The sequence below is a fragment of the Vibrio sp. E150_011 genome, assembly GCF_053544015.1.
The window spans coordinates 438,147-457,880 of sequence record NZ_JBHFOL010000002.1 but is presented as its reverse complement, the minus strand read 5'-3'; the positions used below and the strand labels follow the sequence as shown (position 1 = coordinate 457,880).

Genomic DNA, 19,734 nt, shown 5'->3' with positions numbered 1-19,734 from the left:
AGTCCTTACGCCTTGGTTGCTAGTTGAACTTCAACCAGATTGGTATGTTGAGGGTTACCTTTCGCCAATGGGCTTGGGCGTTGAGAAGTCAGTACGTTAATCGAACCGTTATGATCCACTTTGTTACCGTCCGGTGCGTACCACGCACCTTCGCCGAGCGCAACAACACCTGGCATCATACGCGGCGTAACTTTGGCATAAATGCGCACCTCACCTCGGTCATTGAAGATACGAATACGGTCACCGTTCTTAATGTCACGACGCTTGGCGTCGATAGGGTTGATCCACATTTCTTGTTGAGCAGCTTGCTTCAACACGTCAACATTGCCGTATGTTGAGTGGCAACGTGCTTTGTAGTGGAAACCGGTAAGTTGAAGTGGGTATTTATCACGTAGCGGTGAGTCCCACCCTTCCGATGTACTGGCGTAGATAGGCAATGGATGGATAATATCGCCTTCCGGCAATTCCCATTCTGCTGCAATTTTTGCCAGCGCTTCAGAATAAATCTCAACCTTACCCGACGGCGTATTCAAAGGGTTGTTCACGGGATCTTCACGGAATGTTTGATACGCCACATAATGACCATTTGGATCGCTGCGTTTAACAATGCCTTGCTTACGGACCGTTTCGAAATCTGGCAATGTTGGGGCGAGCTTAAGCGTTTCAGCATATAGATGGCGAAGCCAACCTTCTTGGTCTCGACCTTCAGTAAAGGCTTGGCCAACGCCAAGACGTTCTGCAAGATCAGCACAAATTTGGTAAATGCCACGCGCTTCAAACTGAGGTTCAATCGCCTTGTCAGCAAAGATGAAATACGGCATGTTCGCCGCCTTACCATCCATACAGAAATCCGCCTGCTCTGAGGTCGTTAAATCAGGTAGGATGATATCGGCATACTTCGCAGATGACGTCATGTGGTTGTCTATGACCACTATCATTTCGCAGGCTTTGTCATCTTGCAAAATATCATGGGTACGGTTGATATCTGAGTGTTGGTTAATCAGACAGTTGCCTGCATAGTTCCAGATAAATTTAATTGGCACATCCAGCTTATCTTTGCCTCGCACACCGTCTCGTGTTGCCGTCATCTCTGGACCACGAACAATCGCATCGGTCCATAAAAACATAGAGATAGAGGTATCTACTGGATTTTTCAGTGTCGGGAAACGAACAAACGGAATATTGTAATCTGACTCGCGCGCACCAGAGCCTCCACCGTGAATACCTAAATTACCGGTTAGCAGCGCCAACATGGCGATAGCACGGGAGGCAATTTCACCGTTTTGTGTACGCTGCAAACCCCAGCCTTGGTAGATCGCACACGGTTTTGTTGAGCCAATTTCGCGCGCTGTTTGGATAATAATATCCGTTGGGATGCCCGTGATGGTCGATGCCCATGCAGGCGTTTTCTCCACGCCATCGTCACCTAATCCTAGAATGTAAGATTTATAGTCACTGTTTGCTGGCGCAGAGGCAGGCAATGTTTTTTCATCATAGCCCACACAATATTTATCTAGAAATGGCTGGTCAACCAAGTCTTCTTTGATCATAACATGCGCCATCGCAGAGATAAATGCCGCATCAGTACCCGGTTTGATTGGGATCCACTGGTCTTCTCGTCCTGCAGCCGTATCGTTGTAGCGAGGATCGATCATGATCATTCGAGCATTCGACTTGGCTTTGCTCTCTATAAGGTGATGAATCAAACCACCACCTGACATGCGTGTTTCTGCCGGGTTATTACCAAACTGAACAATCAACTTACTATTTTCAGTATCAGAAAATGAATTACCGTTTGCCCAACCACCGTAGGTGTAGCTCAATCCTTTGGCGATCTGCGCTGTCGAATAATCGCCGTAATGATTCAGATAACCACCGGTCAGGTTCATCAAACGTGCAATTAAGGTTGAACCAGGGGGCCATGATTTGGTGACCGTACCACCCAGCGTTCCTGTTCCGTAGTTCAAATAAAACGCTTCATTGCCATATTCTTCTTTGATTGACGTAATGCTGTTTGCGATCTCGCTATACGCTTCATCCCAAGAAATGCGTTTGAATTTCCCTTCACCGCGCTTACCTACCCGTTTCATTGGGTATTTTAGACGGTCTGGGTTATAGACACGACGACGCATTGAACGACCACGTAAACACGCGCGTACTTGTACGTCTTTATTAGCGTAGTTATCCGTACCGGTATTGTCGGCATCTACCCACTTAATTTCACCGTCTGATACATGCATTCTCAGAGGGCAGCGGCTACCGCAGTTAACTGTGCATGCACTCCACACGACTTTTTCTTCCGTCGGAATAACGTCGCTGGCGTTGGCTTTAGAGGATTTGAATGGAAGAGAAATTGCACTCGTCGCAGCTGCAAGACCACCCATCACCGAAGAGGTTTTGAGGAAGCCCCTTCGAGTGAGCGATGGCGTCAATAATTGCTTCAGTTTATTAGTCATGGCGAATTGCTCATTTATATTTATGTTTTTACTGTGCTACATAATACAAACGAACCTATTCTTCACTTTGATTCGAATCAAAGATACTACTTAAGGGGTAATAACTTTACACTGCTCGGTTATTTGTTCTTCTACAAATAAATATTCTGCCAAACAAACTCATAAAATGTGATTGTTTTGAATAAATGAAAGATAACGATATATATTATCATTGCGATAATAGTTGTCACTTCACTACGATAATGGTTATCACTTCGCCAGAATTATTGCATCAAGCGGAACGATGACTTTGAGAGTAACGGCTATTTATTCATAGCCTGCGTTAATTTCTGCAGCAAACTTTGATTTAGCAATGGGTGAGGTTTAGCGCCAACAGATAAGACAATATCAACTGCAGGGAGCGCAGGCATCTCATCAAGAATAGCGACTCCGTCCATTACGCTTAATTGCCCCATCGCGCCAATTGCCAGCCCTGCACGGACTAAGCCAAGTTGAGCGGATGCCGTGTTGCAACACGCTAAAAGCTGAAACGCTTGTCCTTGTTTAGTTAAGCCATCAATGGCAGCCGCATGGTATTTGCAATCGGCCTGGAATAACACAAGCTGCAATGGTTGTGCGGCAGCAATGGCATAATTCGGAGACGCAATCCAAACGCCTTGATCGGCGGTTAACCAGTGTCCCTCTTCACTATCAGGAGCGCGAGTCAAAATGGCCGCATCGATTTTTCCAGTATCCAACCAATCCCTCAAGGTCGCACTTGGCTCACTAAAAACCTGTATAGAGCACGTTGGAGAAGAGGCCTGTAAGCATGAAATCAATATAGGTAGCAACGATTGATTGTAGTCTTCTGGGCAGCCTAATTTTAAGGAGCGTTTATTTTGATAGCTTTTTAGCTGGCTCACGGCATGGTCATGCATCGTGACCAGCTGATTGGCATGGACGTGTAAACTCAGCCCCGCTTCGCTCAAGCCAAGGTTGCGACCTTCTTTTACGAATAGACTTTCTCCCAATTCTGATTCCAATTTTCTCATTTGGGCGCTAAACGCTGACTGGGTTCTATTTATTTGGCGAGCGGCTCTAGTGAAACTGCCGGTTTCAACAAAAGCTAAAAAGCTGCGTAGTGCGTCAATATCCATGTGTCATGCCTTATGGTGCTTAAACGAATAACCATCCCATCGTTTTCATTAATGGTAGGTATCAAAACTATCCGTTAGTTACGCACAAAACAATCGCTTATTATGAATAGCATTACAGACAAGGAGGTTCCGAATGAAGCTATATATTGGAAATCAAAACTATTCAAGTTGGTCATTACGAGCGTGGCTCATTTTTGCTCAACAAGATGTCTCCGTAGACATCATTAAACTACCACTGTTCAGCGAGACATTTTATCAAACGCTCCGTCCTCTGACACCGACGGCCAAAGTCCCGTTACTGGTTGATAAAGAGGTCACGGTTTGGGATTCATTGGCAATACTCGAATACATCAATGAACGCTATCTTCATAATACCTGTTGGCCTCAAGATAGTGCGACACGAGCGAAAGCTCGAGCTGTCGCTGCTGAAATGCATTCCGGTTTTATGGCATTACGCAATGAGATGCCAATGAACTGTCGTGCTATTCGAAATATCAACTTGTCCACGGAGGCACATCGAGATATTGAGCGCATCGATCAATTGTGGTCAGAACAAATGAAACACAATCCCGGTCAATGGTTATTCGGCGAATGGTCAATTGCCGATGCTATGTTTGCGCCTGTTGCTTTGCGTTTTATGACCTACCAAATACCATTATCCAAGGCAGCAAAGCAATATCAGAACACCGTCTTAGAAAGTGCAGCTATCAAGCAATGGATTGGACAAGCTCTTACCGAATCAGACATCGTTGAGGAAGACGAAGCCGGCACCCCTGCATAACCGACACGAGTGATGGACGACGCGAGTGATGGACAGGTACCATAATTGGCATTTGATTTAACTGCCCTTTCACACTCAGTCATATGAGCAGAGCCTTCTTTTGCTCATATGACGAACCTAATCTCGATGGATCATAAACAAATTGTCTTAAACACACTGGCTCATCCTATTATCCAGTATGAATAAAATGAGATATGCCCCATATATTCGCATTCTTCCTCGCCATAAAACGCAACAATTTAGATCAAATCTCATCAACATCACAATACTTACCGCCCATATTTTGTAACATAACTTTCATATTATTAAAGGCTTGGATGAAAAAATGAGAGTAGTTCCAGAGTTGTATTGCTTTGACATTCAACGCAGCAAAGACTTTTACGTCAATATACTTGGTTTTCGAGTCAAATATGAACGCCCGAGTGAAGCGTTTGTGTTTCTTACGCGCTATGGCGTAGATCTCATGCTGGAGGGCCTAAATAGTGACGGGAGACGATGGATAACCGGAGCTCTAGAATACCCGTTAGGACGAGGAGTAAACTTGCAATGGGACACCAGCGATATTGATTTGTTGTTTTCCCACGTTAAGTCGCATGCCCCTGATAGTATTTATCTCACTATCGAGCGCAAAGAATATGCTTGCGATGGAGAGAGCGTCATACAGAAACAGTTCGTCGTACAAGACCCAAACGGTTATCTGATTCGTTTTTGTGAAAATGAGACCGAAAGCCTAACCCCTGCCTAGCGGCCTAAATGGTTGGCTATACTCATACGCCTTTATGTCTTAACAAGAAGGTCGCCACATCCGTAACGTAATACAGTCAAACTCATATGTTGAATTTAACTCAGTCGAAATCTGATCACTCTTTTCACATTGCAGAACTATATCAATGGTTTAACCATGAGTGGCAAGACGTTGAGCCACTCATCACCATGAAGAGCGGACTCATTGTGCCCACGCCAATTCTGGCGCTGGAAAATGAGTGCCTGCTTGGTGGATTAGTGTTCACCCGCTTTTTATCACCATTGACAAATGCCCACGCACTTTGGATAAACGCCGTGTTCGTTAAACCTGAGTATCGCCATCGTGGCATTGGCTCACGCTTAATCCGTTTTGCGGAAACGGCGGTGTTAAAACAGCAAGAGCCAGAATTGCTCGTTTACACACACATCCCAGCGCTTTATGAAAAACTCGGCTGGACACACGTAGAAAAGAATGACGACCATATGGTCATGCAAAGTGCGAGGCTAGCTCTAAGCTCTAAGCTCTAAGCTCTAAGAAAAATATACACCTTAAACTGACAATCGCTTATATACATTAAGTTGCATTAATAAATTAAGAATAGCTCACACCAAAGTCATATAACTTCTCGAACCTAAAGACCGATCTCATCTACTCTGTAAGTATTCGTTTTATTAATCCTTAAAATAAGTGTTGGTATATGCGCAAACTGACCATAGAAACATTCAACGTTCGCGACGATACGATAGAAGAAACCATTGGTTTTCCGCTCGGTATCGCTCGCTCATTATTGTCGTTGCTTCCAAAAGACTTCATTGCGCGATTTGATGAGAATGGCGTACAGCTGGACGCGCTTTTAGAAGCCGCCCTCGATCCTGAGACCCAAGGCATTATCATGGAAGTGGCAGACCAACATGAGAGAATCGTTATATCGGTTGTATAAAAGCCCCCACCTTTCGGTTCTTGAAAAGAGAGACCTATGTTCCAACTTGTAATAGACAATGAAATTAGCCTTGCGCTCGTGCAACCTTCTTTTGCTTCTTGTTATTTAGCTCTGGTTGCAGAAGAACGAACAGAGCTGAGTCAGTGGCTAGCGTGGCCACCTCATGCGACTAACGATGCCTTTTTCCTTTCGTTCATAAAGCATTCCCTTCACGACTATGCCGATAACAAGTCTATTACGTGTGCCATTCTCTACAAAGGCTCCATCTCGGGTAACATAAGCTTCAACGCTATAAATCATGACACAAAATGTGCCGAAATTGGTTATTGGCTAAGTAAACACTATCGCGGTAATGGCATTGTTACCCGCTCAGTTAAAGCTCTCACGGAGTACGCGTTTTGTCATTTAGATATGCACAAAGTGCAGATTTCAGCAGCCGTAGACAATCACCAAAGCCGAGCCGTGTGTGAAAGACTCGGAATGTCACTTGAAGGAATAATTACGAATAAAGAAAACCTGAACGGTCGTATTCTCGATCATGCGATCTACGGCTATTACCGTTCTTAACATTGATGAACGGATAATGACAATAATGTAAATAGTTCTCTCGCGTCTCTGATGAGTTTAGTTTATTGTGCTTGCGCCTCGGCCTATCAATGGCAATCAAGGCATTCACACCAGCTATAACTCAACACAGAGGATTTACGATGACAAGTCGAGTTTATGTATTAGCGCAATTCAAACCCAAGACAGGCAAAGAAGCTGAGTTATTCGAAGTATTAAAAGCACTAGAGCCCGATTCATACCGTGAGGAGGGTTGTATTCAGTATACGGTCACTCGTCAGATCAAGCACCCAAGTGCCACTAACAACGATTTCTCAATCGTATTCAATGAAGTCTGGCGAGATGCTGAAGCATGGGCGGCACATGGGCGCAGACAGCAAATTCAACACTTCTTTGAAAGCCAAGTTCAAAGTGAAACAGGATTAGTCGCCGACGTGATGGTCACTGCATACAGCGACGAAGGTCATAACTTCGACCAACCTATTTTCAAATAAGGCGTAGAGTCAAGTTTGATCACATCCAAAGGCAGTACTCATCAGTCTGCCTTTGTTCCATTCCTAAGCTTCCGCTACCCACATTTATGTTAAGTTCATTGCATTATTTATCTCACTGCACGGCCTTTACAACCGCCTCGTTAGCCTTGCCAAATTCTGCTATTAAACTCCACCTTGCCGGTTTTAACGCTTTGGTTCGAGTTCTTGCCATTGCGAAAAATGCTCGAGTAGGTAATCAATCGCTAAACGCGCTCGCATTGGCAAGAAACGTCGATTTTGATAAACAATCCAACTGCTTAATCCCTTGCCCCAATAGGGTTGTAGTACCGGGACCAGCAAACCGTCATCGATCGAGTTGGTAAATGTACTTTTAGGCATGTAAGCGATGCCCAAGCCTTGCTCACAGGCTTTTACCACCGCCTCGGCATTATTGCTTTTCCATCTTCCCTGTACTCGAATTGCCTCTAACGGCTCGCCTTCATGTGTGAAAGTCCAATGATCATTGTTAGCCACAATACAACTGTGTCGTTTAAGTTGTTGAGGGTGTTGTGGGATACCATGCGCCGCTAAGTAAGCGGGACTTGCGACAGCAGCCATTGGGCGGTCGAGCAGTTTTCGCGCGACCAAACCGGAGTCAGAGAGCTTGCCATAACGAATAGCAAAATCGATCCCATCTTCGATAAAGTTCACCATCCGGCTGTTAAAGTCCATATCTATGGTTAGATCGGGATATTGTTTAGCAAATTCCATTAACGCTGGGGCCACATATTTTTCAGCAAATGCACCAGCCGCGCTAACACGCAGTGTGCCATTGAGTTGGATCTGCTGTGAGCTCACTTGTTCATTCGCTTGCTGTAGCCCTACGACCAGGTCTTTACAGTGTTGATAATACGCCTGTCCTGTTTGTGTCAAACTGACCAACCTAGTAGAGCGAGCAAACAATGCCGTACCCAATCGCTCTTCTAGTCGCGATACTTGCCTACTGACATGACTAGTACTGCACCCCAATTGTTTTGCCGCGGCAGAAAAACCCTGGCTTTCCGCGACTGCAACAAACTCGTTAATCCCCTCAAAACTGTCCATCGTTCTCTACCAACTTGCTTTAGCCCATATCAACGTAATCGATATTATTGCTAAATAGCAATAATATTTTGCCATTAACAGATATTATCATTAAAGCGACTTACTATTAGTATTAACTCAACGGCAAAAGACCGACCCAAAGTCAAAAGGACAATAAAATGAAGAAAGTACTTATACCAGTAACGAACCATGCCACACTTGGCGATACTCAGGACGCGAACGGTACCTATGCACCAGAGCTGACTCATGCGCTACATGTGTTGCTGGAAGCAGGCTTTGATTACGACATCGCTTCAATTCATGGTGGCAAAGCGCCACTTTATGGTACCGATATGGAAGGTGATGACGTCAATACTGCAATGCTTAACAATGACGATCTTCAAAACAGCATCAACAACACCATCCCTGTAGGACAGATTAACGTTGCTGATTATGACGCTATTTTCTATCCTGGCGGGTTTGGTTTGCTTTCAGACCTTGCAAGCAATGATGATTTTGCTCGTATCGCAGCCACGCATTATGAAAATGGTGGCCTCTTAGCGGCAGTATGTCATGGCCCTGCTGCACTCTTGCCTATCACTTTGAGTAACGGCGAAAAACTGCTTGCGTCAAAATCTGTGACTGGATTTACTCGTGAAGAAGAAGTCGATTTTGGCACTATCGATAAAATTCCGTTCTTGCTTGAAGACTCCCTAGCACGTACTGCGGCTCGCTATTCAAAAGTTCAGCCTTGGGGTGAACTCGTATTGACCGATAACCGAGTGATTACCGGCCAGAACCCAACGAGCGCGCACGCTGTGGGTAAAGCTATCGTTGAGGCGCTCGCAAAGTAAGCAATAACGAATCCGCTTACTGAACAAGATATTAAGCGGAGTTAAAAACCACCAGCCCACGCATCGAAGCTATTGATATTGTCTATCTCAGCTTTGGTTCGCGGGGCTGGATAATAAGGCAAAGCAAGCAGCTTGTCCGACGGAAGCAACTGCCAAGTTGCCTCAATTTTTAAGCGTTTCAACTCCCCGTGAGCGCGAACGTACATATAGTATCCGCCTTGGTGCGTGTTGGCGTAGCTAGCAATGGTCACTACCTCGTTAGTGGGTAATTTCACCTTGCGCCCTAAGGGAAATAGCTGATGAAGCGAAAAGCTCACTTTTTCATCTTCCAGCACACCTTGCAGAAAGCGTTCAAGCCCAATAGCGGTTGAGGTTTGTCTCACACTCCAGCCAGCAAGGAATAACCCTGATAAACGATCGGAAAACGGTTTTCCTTTCGCTACTCCCTCATTTGAAATGAACTGAACACGGACATGATCGTCTGTTTGTTGCAAAATACTAAGAAATTGCTCACCGGTTCTATCTACCAATAATTGCATACGTACTCAACTGCGAAACATGACATCTATAACGATGACTTTAAATGAGACAGTACTGAACCGCAATAGACAACAGAGATTCGCCCCCAGCTGTTACGTCCAGAGCCGTTACGGCCAGAATTGTTACGTCCAAGTTTGTCAGCGTTGTTACTGTTAAGGTAACACTTGGTCAGCCTGACTATTTATTGATATTTTCTTGCGGCATACTCAATTTTTCTTCACAGGAATCACCCTATGATGCGTGCATTCATTATCGGAATGAGTTTGTTGTCCCTTGCTGGTTGCGTGGCTTACCCTACCCAGAGAACTTACTTTAAACCCATTAAAGACAATCATGAATTAGTCAAAAGCCGAAGTTGTGGATACCATAAAACCGAATTGGATGGCCTGTCGGCAAACTCCGCTCGCTATCGTTTACAGGTTTTCCCTAATACGCCAACCGCCCAAAACCTTGTCGTTGTGGTGACGTTGGAGTCAAAAGATCTCGCTCCAGCCTCGTCAGAATGGCAACACCTTGGTCAAGTTCAGCTATCGACACCAAACGCACCAACACCACAGTCACCGACTTCATTTAAGATCACTCAACGATATCAGCAGACCCTGTGGTATCGCATTGAGTTTGATACAATGCCGACCAAACAATTTTCTTTAGACATCAACGTCGAAAAGTCAAAGCCGCTTCGGTTCAATTTTCATTTCGCAAACGAATCTGACTTTTACTACGCTTCTATAAACTGTTGATGTTCCAAGCACTAAACCCATAGCGCTACACCCATAGCGATAAATAAGCGGTACACTAAACGGAGTTCACATCATGTTGTCTTGCGCGCACTACGACCAAATTGAGTTATTGTGTTTGTATCGTTTCCCGATTCGTATTGCTCTCAACATACAAACACAAAATAGTAGTCACTTTAATAGCAATGAACCAAGCAAGGATGTTATTGAAGGCATCGCGATAGATACCCAAAGAAATGAACGTAAAGAAGAGTGTCTGAGGTTACAGTGCGATCAAGAGATGCGCCTTATTGTTTTGACTGACATTAAAACAATCGACGTGCTCATTGATAATCCACACGTCATGACCGTCGTCATGACGTAACGGCCACATCGTCAAAGTAATATAGTCATCGCAATATAAGTAACATGAAGCACTATGACTTAAATTAAGGCGTAAGAAAGAATTGATGAGTTACTGAACGGAGACGCGCTCGATGACAATCACGTCTTGCGGAACGTCATCGTGGCTAAGCTTCGAGGTCGTTTTGACCTTAGCAATAGCATTCACTACATCCATCCCCGCAGTCACCTTTCCAAATACCGCATAACCCCAACCGTTGTTTGTGGTCGCAGTATGGTCGAGAAAATCGTTGTCATCCAAATTGATGAAGAATTGAGCCGTCGCAGAATGTGGCGCATCTGTTCTTGCCATCGCGATGCTACCGATTACATTCTTTAAGCCTCGATTTGCTTCATTAACAATTGGTGCTCGAGTCGATTTTTCTGTCATTTTGTCATCAAGGCCGCCGCCTTGAATCATAAACCCATCGATGACACGATGGAAAATAGTGCCGTCATAAAAGCCTTCTTGGCAATATCTTAAGAAGTTTTTAGCACTCACTGGTGCCTTTTCAAGATTGAGTTCGATCTCGATATCACCGACATTGGTTGAGATAATTACCATGTTCATCACTCTAAATTAGGTTAAGTTGCAGTATTCGTTGCAGCCCGTCGACTGTAACGAATAAAAGGCATAACCTCAATTGATTAAACATCGCATGCTAGGCCATCGTTGACTGCCATGTCGTGTCTCTTATAGGTATTTTATAGACTCATCCCGCACAGTGGTATGGTTGCGGCCTGCTAATGAATATTGCAAAACCAATTCGTTAGATGTTCAACGAGTAATCGGCACCGCAGCGGCATATATTTTCGTTGAGGATAGATAGCGGAAACAGCATAGCTCGGCAGCTTTATGTCCTCTAGAATTTTCACCAAGTTCCCATCTTTTAACTCGCTATTAGCGATAAAGTTTGGGAGGCATAAAATACCGTGCCCAGACACTGCCATGTCTTTTAATAACACGCCATTATTCGACTCCAAAATAACATTAAGTGCCACTTTTTGATCCGACTGCTGCAGATAAAGTATTAAAGGATCCACTATATGTGTACCCGCGTACTGAAGGTAATCATAACGGGCTAAGTCTGCCATCGTTTTAGGCTGCCCTACACGTTCTATAAGACCCGGACTCGCACACAAGACGTGCTCCACCGTCATTAGACGCTTTGCCACTAAGTTTGAGTCGGGAACGTCACCAACAATTATTCCTATATCATATTGTTCGCTAACAATATTTGGGCGACTATCAACAAGTGATAAATGAATCCGCACTTTAGGGTGAATTTTCATAAATGCTTGCACCGCAAATGACACCTGCCGACTCCCTAACCCTAAAGGTGCGGACATTCTAATCCAGCCTTCAACAGCATTCGCAGAACCACACACGGCGTCATTGAGCTCTTCCATTCTGTCGACAATTTCTTCAGCCCGCTCTAAATAAATGGTCCCTGCCTCAGTCAATTTTTGTTGTCTCGTTGTTCTAGTGAGCAACTTTACCCCCACCCGCTCCTCAAGCTCATTCAACCTACGGCTAACCGCGGATTTAGCCGAATCTAATTGCTCTGAGGCTTTCGTAATGCTCCCACTCCTGGCAACGGCTACAAATGCTCTAAGGTCTTCAAATTGCCCCATGGTCATCCCTATTGTTCACAATATTAGAATAGTCATTTGATAGTTTAGCTGTTTATTCATTCTTTGGAGATGAATACCATAGCGTCACTTTCTGGAGAGCATAGGATGCACAAACGAGATGACTCAACCATCACGTTATATATGGAGTTAAATACCAGATTTAAATAACCCATTAAACAATGGGAAAAATTAAATAACTCATTATATAAAGAGATCGTAATGTCTGACTTAACAAAAAATTTTTCAAGCAATGAATATATTCGTGTTTTCCTAAAACCTGAAGAAGGTAAGCAATTTGTAAAACAATATATCAATAACTTTGACGGTGAGCTCGAATACGTATTTAACATGCCCAAGCTAGGTAACCTGCAAGTTATTGCTATCACCTCCCCTTTTGGCAACATTTCAGCGGTCATCACGGAGTCAATGGACGGTTTTCCAGAATACCTTGAACGCACAAAAGTCCTATATTGGACAGAAGATATGGACCTAGCATTAGATATCGCTCAAAAAGCAGGAATGAAAGTACTGCAACCTAAAACTCCAGTGCCAATTGGTTATCAAGGTCGCTTTGAAACACATGGCGGCTATGTTGTTGAACTTGCCGAATTAAGTGAAGAAGGGAAACAATATTTTGACCCTGATCCAAAAGAGTTCGGGCTATAAACCTAGCTTGCGGCCAATTATTAATTATTGGCCGCCAATTTATTTCAAGGAATATAAAATGAGTTCAATTTTATTTAACGAGCCTCTGTCCGATAATTGGCCAACACGTGACCCCTTTTTATTTTGCCGACACCATACTGATTACTTTCCTATTGCTAATAACCAAATGGCGCCAAATGTCAGTTTAGAAGGCAGACAGATAGGTAATGATTTTTCATCTAAAGATGGTTGGAGCATGTACTATGGCGATGTTGTTCCGGGCTTCCCAGCGCACCCACACCGAGGGTTTGAAACCATTACCATTGTTGAAGAAGGTATCGTCGATCACGCTGACTCAGCGGGAAATACCGGACGCTATGGCTTTGGCGACGTCCAATGGATGACTGCTGGTGCGGGTATACAACACTCAGAAATGTCTCCATTGCTTGACAAAAATAATGCTAATCCAAAGGAGTCATTCCAAATTTGGCTCAACTTACCAAAAATCAATAAATTAGTTGACCCTGAATACAAGATGATGTGGCATGAAGATATTCCTACCATTGTGAATGAAGATTCTTTTGGCCGCAGTACGGCGATTAAACTGATCGCTGGAACTTGGGAAGGGAAAAGTGCGATTGCTCCTCCATCAAACTCTTGGGCTGCGGATAAACAACATCACGTTTCTATTTGGAAAATTACGATGTCGCCGTTATCAACCATCACTTTGCCCAAAACAGTCGGCAGGTTAACTCGTGACCTTTATTTTTTTCATGGTGATAAGCTAAATATTGATACGAGTACATTCGATGAATATCAGTTAGTCGGTCTCGATTCTAGCATTGAAACCACACTTTCAGCGGGTGAAAGCAGTTGTGAGATATTGATATTGCAAGGCTTACCGATCAATGAACCTATTGCTCAACATGGTCCTTTTGTCATGAATAATTCGCAAGAACTGAACGATGCGTTTATCGACTTTGAACGCTCACAGTTTGGTGGATGGCCATGGTCTCAACCAGGTGTTGTGCATGACAGAGAACAACCTCGATTTTCCTGGCAAGGCGGTCTTAGCTATTCATACCCGCCAACCAAATAAAAACAATAGTCACTGTTAGTCAGTGAGAAAATAGTCAGTGAGCAAAGATCATTCGTAACACTAGTGGTACACAATGAATGCTAACAAGTGTATAAAAAATGATAGCCAAAAAATAAAGCAGACAAGTCAGTCTGCTTTATTTTCTACTAGATAAGTTTACTGCGCAGGACAATCCATAAAAAACGATTAAATGTTCCTAACAATGTTAAATCAATATTCGTTAATCGACCATTGCGACAATGAGCGTTTAAAGTCTTCATAGCCAAACTCATTCAACTTTTGGATCGCCCCATTTGAACGTTCACAGTAAATAGACGGCATTTTTAAGCCATTAAACCAATTGAGTTTGACCATGGTATAACCGGCGCTGTCCATAATATGAAGCTTCTGACCAACATGCAGTGGTTCATCAAAATTGGCGACACAAAATTGATCTCCCGCTAAACATGAACACGATCCAATCACATACTCATGTTCACCATCGACACTTGCTTCTCGAATAGACGCAGGTTCATCATAGATTAAGGTATCGAGTCGATGCGCTTCTGTCGCTGAATTGACGATCGCCGTTTTCAACCCATTTTCAACAATATCAACCACCGTCACGACGAGATCGGTCGTTTGAGTGATAATGGCTTCACCGGGCTCAAGGTACATCTGTACTCCATGCTTGTCAGCAAATGCTTTCAATGCCGCACTGAGTTTATCGATGTCATAATCAGGCCATGTAAAGAAGACTCCGCCTCCCATGCTCACCCAGTCGAGCTTGTCTAAGTGCGTACCAAATTGCTCAGAAATCGCCGCTAACAATCCAATAAATGCATCAACATCTTTGTTTTCGCAATTCATGTGGAACATCACACCGTCGATCGAATCGAAGACATTAAGATCGATGTGATCAGCTTGAACACCAAGGCGAGAATATTGTCTCGCTGGGTTGGCTAAGTCTTGACCGGCATAACTCACGCCTGGATTAAGACGCAAGCCAATCGATGCTTTACCTTCAACAATATGGCGATAAGCCGCAAGTTGAGACTGCGAGTTAAAGATCATCTTGTCACAAATATCGACAACCTCACGAACGTCATCTTCCGTGTAGCCTACGCTATAAGCATGAGTTTCACCGCCAAAGGTTTCATTGCCGAGCCTTACTTCATAAGGTCCGCTGCTTGTCGTGCCATCTAAATAGGGCTTGATCACATCAAACACGCCCCAAGTGGAAAAACACTTGAGCGCAAGTACTAGCTTCACGCCTGATTGTTCTTTCAGGTACTTGGCTTTCTCAAGATTCGCGATCAACTTTTCTTCGTTGATCATAAAATACGGCGTTTTTGGTTCACTGTTTTGCATCGTCTTATCACTCAAAAAGAACTCACTAAGCCGATGCTAAAAGCATCGGCTTAGTGTTTTTACTGAATCCTTACCGCAAAATGCGCCAGCTCATCAACGATGAGTCACGCATTTTTCGATCAACAACCCTGATTATTTTAGGATATGAATATCCGGCTGACCGACTTCAAGCTCTTGAACGTGCCAATCAAGACCAATCTCAGGCATTGTTGCCAAGAATGGGTCCGGATTCAGTTGCTCCATATTAAATACGCCAGCATCCGCCCATTCACCACGGAAGTATTGAAGTGCAGCCGTGATAGCCGGTACACCGGTGGTGTAAGAAATCGCCTGATGTTCAACATCTTCATACGCGACTTCGTGGTCGGCATTATTGTAGATAAAGACACTGCGCGCCTTACCGTCTTTGGTCCCTTGCACCCAAGTACCAATACAAGTCTTGCCAGTGTAGCCTGGAGCCAGTGACGTCGGATCAGGTAGCAGGGCTTTTAATACGTGCAGCGGGTGAACTTCCGTACCATCATGCAGCGTAACAGGATCAGGGCTAAGCAATCCAATATCACGCATACAGTTAAAGTAATTGAGATAGCTATCACCAAAACCCATCCAAAATTCGATACGTTTTGCTGGGATGAATTCCTGCATAGAGCGAACTTCATCGTGCGCCATTGAATAGACTTTATGCTTACCTACTAATGGGAAATCAAACTCAAGCATACGAGAATGACAGCCAACTTGTTTCCACTCGCCATTTTCCCAGTAGAAAGAATCCCCTTGAATCTCAAGCATGTTCGTTTCAGGATCAAAGTTGGTAGCAAATTTCTTACCATGATCGCCTGCATTCACATCCATCACATCAATAGTATCGATCTCATCGAACAGATGCTTGACAGCGTAAGCGGCAAATACACTCACGACGCCTGGATCAAAACCCGCACCGAGAATACCGGTAATACCCGCGTCTTTGAATTTGTCGCGGAAGCCCCACTGCCAATCATAGGCTTGTGGTACTTGCTGGCCTTCTGAGCACAGATCAACCGCTACCGACGTATCAAGATAGGAGACCTTCGCTTGCAAGCAGGCTTCCATAATGGTGATGTTTACCCACGGAGGGCCAGCATTAATAACAAGATCAGGTTGTACGTCTTTAATTAGTGCAACTAAAGCCTCAACGTCATCAGCGTTGACAGAGCGCGCTACCAGCTTTTTACTCGCATCTTGAAGGTTATTTTTGCCCTTGATGGATTCAATGATTTTTTCACACTTCGCGACCGTGCGTGATGCAATCGTAATATCACCCAACACCTGGTTGTTTTGCGCGGCTTTATGAGCAATAACCCATCCAACACCACCTGCGCCGATTTGTAAAACTGCCATTATTTGTTTCCTTTTGTCACTAGCTCAAGGGCTAATTGATTAATATTATTGAGTAACGTTTCAAAATGAGAAAGGGTTAAACACGGGTTAAGTATTGTGAACTTAAGGGCTGATTGCCCCTTTACAACGGTTTCCCCTAGAACCGCAACACCTCGAGTGAGCGCTTCTAATCTGATGATTTTATTCAGTTGGTCAAGATCCTCGACCTCATGATGTGCCGCTCGGAACAAAACCGTCGACAACGATGGCGTTGCAAGCAGTTCAAAGTTCCCATGCTGTTTAACAAGTTGAGCAACGTCTTGAGCCTGCTCAATGAGATGATCAACCATCTCACCTAACGCTGCGGGACCAACGCTTTGCATGGTCATAAAGACCTTCAATGCATCAAAGCGCTTAGTTGTCGCGATCGATTTATCGACAAGGTTAGGTAACTCATCATGCTCTCGGTTAAGGTAATCAGCATGGTGCAAAAGATACTTAAAGTTGCTTCGATCTTTGATCAAAAGCGAACCACAACTGATGGTTTGATAAAATAGTTTATGGAAATCAACGCTGACCGAATCTGCTTTTTCAATGCCTAGCAATTTGGCTTTGTGTCCACTTAAAATCAGTGCGCCGCCGTAAGCACCATCAACATGAAACCACATATCGTAAGCGGTCGAGATCTGCGACAACGCTTCAAGGTCATCAATCGCCCCGTGATCCGTGGTGCCTGCCGTTCCAACTAACGCAAAGGGGATTAGTCCTTGTGTGATCAGCTGCTCGATATCCGCTTTCAACGCATCAACTTGAATCGTACCATCTTCGTTGGTCGCAACGCAGTGCACCGCCTTTTCACCCAAGCCAAGCAAAGATGCCGACTTTTGCACCGTAAAATGGGATTTGTCTGAACAGACGATACGCAGCTTATCCGCGTAGTGCGGTAAGCCTTGTTTTTGTATCGAGTGATCATTGATCACATCAGTAATACGGTCGCGCGCGAGCAGCAAGCCCATAAGGTTACTTTGCGTCCCGCCACTTGTGAAGATACCGTCGGCTTGCTCGCCCAGCGAGTATCGTTCACAGAGCCAGTTCAGTACCTTCTGCTCGACATAGGTTGCCGAAGACGCTTGATCCCAAGAGTCCATAGATTGATTCAACGCCGCAATCATAGATTCAGCGGCAATCGCCGGCATCAGGGGTGGGGTGTGAAGGTGAGCGATACAATCAGGGTGCTGAGTAAAAATAGAATGGCGAGCAACAAGATCGGCCGTATCATCGACAACGGCTTGAAGGTTGTGATTATAGCCATCCAAATTGACGGCGTTAATCGCCGCTTCCAATTGCTGAGGGTCAAGCGCTGAATACGGGGCGTGAGTTTGCTCAAAGACTTCTTTCATTGCCTGAGTAGTATGATTCATCACTTGAGAAAACTCAGTGCTGCCATTTGACCCGGTATGAACAAAGTGTTTCTGCCAAGTTTGGCGCTTGGCTTCTTGCTCACTCTTTTGTCCGCCGCCAGCAACAATGATCGCTTCTTCAATCACCCGCAAAGCAAAATCTATCTGTTCGTAACTGATAATTAAAGGAGGGAGCAATCGAATGACGGATCCATCACGACCACCCTTCTCTACCATTAAGCCTCGCTCTAGCGCCGCACGTTGAATGGCTAGAGTCAATTCGCCATCCGCACACGGCTCATCAAATTTATTTCGCTCACCCGTTGGTCGAACAATCTCCAAACCAAGCATCAGACCTTTACCGCGAACCTCTGCAATACAGTTAACGCGACTTTGAATGCGCTCTAGGCCCATACGTAAGTATTCGCCGGCGACATTGGCATGTTCAACCAAGTTGTCTCGCTCAATGATCTCTAGTGCCTTCGCGCCCGATACCATCGCGAGTTGATTACCTCGAAATGTCCCGGTGTGTTCACCCGCTTGCCACGTATCAATCTTTTTATTAAAGACCAAAAGTGACATAGGCAGACCACCACCAATTGCCTTGGAGAGACATAATATATCAGGCGAAATACCGGATTCTTCAAACGCGAACCGATAGCCTGTTTTGCCCACACCACATTGGATCTCATCGAGAATCAATAAAATATCGTGTTCATCACAAATGCGTCGTAGCGCTTTAAGCCAAAACGCAGGCGCTGGAATCACACCACCCTCACCTTGCACAGGTTCAACAATGATCGCAGCAGGCTTCATGATACCGGCTTCGTCGTCGTTAAGAAGTCGCTCAATATAGCGAATGCTCTGCTTCGCTCCAGCATCCCCTCCCAAACCAAACGGGCAGCGTAAGTTGTATGGGAATGGCATAAAATGTACATCCGACATTAAGCCAGTGCGGCGGGCCTTTGTCCCCAAGTTCCCCATCATTCCCATCGTACCGTTGGTCATACCATGATACGCCCCTCTAAAGGCAAACATGGTGTTTCGGCCTGTGGTTTGCTTTGCCAGTTTTATCGCCGCCTCAACGGCGTCTGCGCCAGAGGGGCCGCAAAACTGAATCACTGAATTGTGAGCAAAATCAGAAGGAAGGAAGGATTTCACCCGCTTAATAAACGTGTCTTTCGCGACGGTGGTAATATCGAGCGTCTGGTATGGAAGGCCAGAATCAAGCTGCGCCTTAAGTGCCTGGTTGATCTCTGGATGGTTATATCCCATTGCTAAGGTGCCCGCACCCGCTAGGCAGTCGAGAAAGATTTGTCCTCGAGTATCTTCAACGAGCGCACCATGTGCACGTTTAATGGCAATGGGAAGACGTCTCGGATATGAACGAACATCAGACTCATGCTCGGCTTGATCAAGTAATACCTGATCAGGGGAGAGATCATAAAGGCTGTCAAGATGGGGCACGTGCGCTAATATTGACGCGGCGAATTCTGTAGATTCGATTTCGAATGCTGTACTCATTTGTGTAACCTTGATATTGCGTGGGTTCTATTCCC

The 19,734-nt window shown here is 44.8% G+C and carries 20 protein-coding genes; 11 read left to right on the top strand and 9 right to left on the bottom strand.

Features of this window, described 5'->3' with window-relative positions; all coding sequences use genetic code 11:
• Window positions 1-5: 5 nt before the first annotated feature.
• Both ACE1OE_RS05270 and ACE1OE_RS05265 read right to left on the bottom strand, forming a co-directional pair.
• Entirely contained in the window at window positions 6-2,456 is a 2,451-nt protein-coding gene (locus ACE1OE_RS05270; protein ID WP_449210361.1) for a DmsA/YnfE/YnfF family dimethyl sulfoxide reductase, read from the bottom strand.
• Window positions 2,457-2,758: 302 nt separating this feature from the next.
• Entirely contained in the window at window positions 2,759-3,592 is an 834-nt protein-coding gene (locus ACE1OE_RS05265) for a LysR family transcriptional regulator (protein WP_449210360.1), read from the bottom strand.
• A gap of 133 nt (window positions 3,593-3,725) precedes the next feature.
• Between ACE1OE_RS05265 and ACE1OE_RS05260 the strand changes: the two genes are divergently transcribed.
• The 6 genes from ACE1OE_RS05260 to ACE1OE_RS05235 all read left to right on the top strand — a co-directional run bounded on the left by ACE1OE_RS05260 (window position 3,726) and on the right by ACE1OE_RS05235 (window position 7,116).
• Window positions 3,726-4,373, top strand: a complete 648-nt coding sequence (locus ACE1OE_RS05260) for a glutathione S-transferase family protein (RefSeq protein ID WP_449210359.1) — start codon at window positions 3,726-3,728, stop codon at window positions 4,371-4,373.
• A 325-nt stretch (window positions 4,374-4,698) separates the two neighbouring features.
• Window positions 4,699-5,118, top strand: a complete 420-nt coding sequence (locus ACE1OE_RS05255; protein ID WP_372060466.1) for a bleomycin resistance protein — start codon at window positions 4,699-4,701, stop codon at window positions 5,116-5,118.
• Between the two features lie 86 nt (window positions 5,119-5,204).
• The gene (locus ACE1OE_RS05250) at window positions 5,205-5,645 is read left to right on the top strand and encodes a GNAT family N-acetyltransferase (RefSeq protein ID WP_449210358.1); all 441 of its coding nucleotides are present in this window, start codon (window positions 5,205-5,207) and stop codon (window positions 5,643-5,645) included.
• 170 nt (window positions 5,646-5,815) lie between these two features.
• A complete protein-coding gene (locus tag ACE1OE_RS05245) occupies window positions 5,816-6,058 on the top strand; it encodes a hypothetical protein (protein WP_449210357.1) in 243 nt (80 codons plus the stop codon).
• Between the two features lie 36 nt (window positions 6,059-6,094).
• The gene (locus ACE1OE_RS05240) at window positions 6,095-6,625 is read left to right on the top strand and encodes a GNAT family N-acetyltransferase (protein WP_449210356.1); all 531 of its coding nucleotides are present in this window, start codon (window positions 6,095-6,097) and stop codon (window positions 6,623-6,625) included.
• Window positions 6,626-6,765: 140 nt separating this feature from the next.
• On the top strand, window positions 6,766-7,116 hold the full coding sequence (locus ACE1OE_RS05235; RefSeq protein WP_102470514.1) for a putative quinol monooxygenase: 351 nt from the start codon (window positions 6,766-6,768) through the stop codon (window positions 7,114-7,116).
• A gap of 183 nt (window positions 7,117-7,299) precedes the next feature.
• On the opposite strand, the gene ACE1OE_RS05230 is transcribed toward ACE1OE_RS05235, so the two are convergent.
• Entirely contained in the window at window positions 7,300-8,199 is a 900-nt protein-coding gene (locus tag ACE1OE_RS05230; RefSeq protein WP_449210355.1) for a LysR family transcriptional regulator, read from the bottom strand.
• 158 nt (window positions 8,200-8,357) lie between these two features.
• Here ACE1OE_RS05230 and ACE1OE_RS05225 point away from each other — a divergent pair, with 158 nt between their 5' ends.
• Window positions 8,358-9,032: a type 1 glutamine amidotransferase domain-containing protein gene (locus ACE1OE_RS05225; RefSeq protein WP_102532862.1), complete on the top strand. Its 675-nt coding sequence runs from the start codon at window positions 8,358-8,360 to the stop codon at window positions 9,030-9,032.
• A gap of 41 nt (window positions 9,033-9,073) precedes the next feature.
• Here the strand turns inward: ACE1OE_RS05225 and ACE1OE_RS05220 are convergent, their stop codons facing one another.
• The gene (locus ACE1OE_RS05220; protein WP_449210354.1) at window positions 9,074-9,571 is read right to left on the bottom strand and encodes a hypothetical protein; all 498 of its coding nucleotides are present in this window, start codon (window positions 9,569-9,571) and stop codon (window positions 9,074-9,076) included.
• A 234-nt stretch (window positions 9,572-9,805) separates the two neighbouring features.
• On the opposite strand from ACE1OE_RS05220, the gene ACE1OE_RS05215 reads away from it, so the two are divergent.
• The gene (locus ACE1OE_RS05215) at window positions 9,806-10,312 is read left to right on the top strand and encodes a hypothetical protein (protein ID WP_449210353.1); all 507 of its coding nucleotides are present in this window, start codon (window positions 9,806-9,808) and stop codon (window positions 10,310-10,312) included.
• A gap of 73 nt (window positions 10,313-10,385) precedes the next feature.
• Window positions 10,386-10,673: a Rho-binding antiterminator gene (locus ACE1OE_RS05210; protein WP_449210352.1), complete on the top strand. Its 288-nt coding sequence runs from the start codon at window positions 10,386-10,388 to the stop codon at window positions 10,671-10,673.
• A gap of 90 nt (window positions 10,674-10,763) precedes the next feature.
• Here the strand turns inward: ACE1OE_RS05210 and ACE1OE_RS05205 are convergent, their stop codons facing one another.
• Together ACE1OE_RS05205 and ACE1OE_RS05200 are read right to left on the bottom strand one after the other, a co-directional pair.
• Window positions 10,764-11,255 carry a peptidylprolyl isomerase gene (locus ACE1OE_RS05205; RefSeq protein ID WP_449210351.1) on the bottom strand — a complete coding sequence of 164 codons (492 nt, stop codon included), beginning with the start codon at window positions 11,253-11,255 and terminating at the stop codon, window positions 10,764-10,766.
• Between the two features lie 179 nt (window positions 11,256-11,434).
• A complete protein-coding gene (locus tag ACE1OE_RS05200) occupies window positions 11,435-12,325 on the bottom strand; it encodes a LysR family transcriptional regulator (protein ID WP_449210350.1) in 891 nt (296 codons plus the stop codon).
• Between the two features lie 219 nt (window positions 12,326-12,544).
• Between ACE1OE_RS05200 and ACE1OE_RS05195 the strand changes: the two genes are divergently transcribed.
• Window positions 12,545-12,991 carry a hypothetical protein gene (locus tag ACE1OE_RS05195; protein ID WP_449210349.1) on the top strand — a complete coding sequence of 149 codons (447 nt, stop codon included), beginning with the start codon at window positions 12,545-12,547 and terminating at the stop codon, window positions 12,989-12,991.
• 58 nt (window positions 12,992-13,049) lie between these two features.
• Window positions 13,050-14,069: a pirin family protein gene (locus ACE1OE_RS05190; protein WP_449210348.1), complete on the top strand. Its 1,020-nt coding sequence runs from the start codon at window positions 13,050-13,052 to the stop codon at window positions 14,067-14,069.
• Window positions 14,070-14,279: 210 nt separating this feature from the next.
• On the opposite strand, the gene nspC is transcribed toward ACE1OE_RS05190, so the two are convergent.
• From nspC to ACE1OE_RS05175, 3 genes are all read right to left on the bottom strand, one after another.
• Window positions 14,280-15,419, bottom strand: coding sequence for a carboxynorspermidine decarboxylase (gene nspC / locus ACE1OE_RS05185; RefSeq protein WP_449210347.1), 1,140 nt, complete (start codon window positions 15,417-15,419; stop codon window positions 14,280-14,282).
• 132 nt (window positions 15,420-15,551) lie between these two features.
• Window positions 15,552-16,796 carry a carboxynorspermidine synthase gene (locus ACE1OE_RS05180; protein WP_372060473.1) on the bottom strand — a complete coding sequence of 415 codons (1,245 nt, stop codon included), beginning with the start codon at window positions 16,794-16,796 and terminating at the stop codon, window positions 15,552-15,554.
• Window positions 16,796-19,699 carry a diaminobutyrate--2-oxoglutarate transaminase family protein gene (locus ACE1OE_RS05175; protein ID WP_449210346.1) on the bottom strand — a complete coding sequence of 968 codons (2,904 nt, stop codon included), beginning with the start codon at window positions 19,697-19,699 and terminating at the stop codon, window positions 16,796-16,798. Before ACE1OE_RS05175 ends, ACE1OE_RS05180 begins: the two co-directional genes overlap by 1 nt.
• Between the last annotated feature and the right edge of the window lie 35 nt (window positions 19,700-19,734).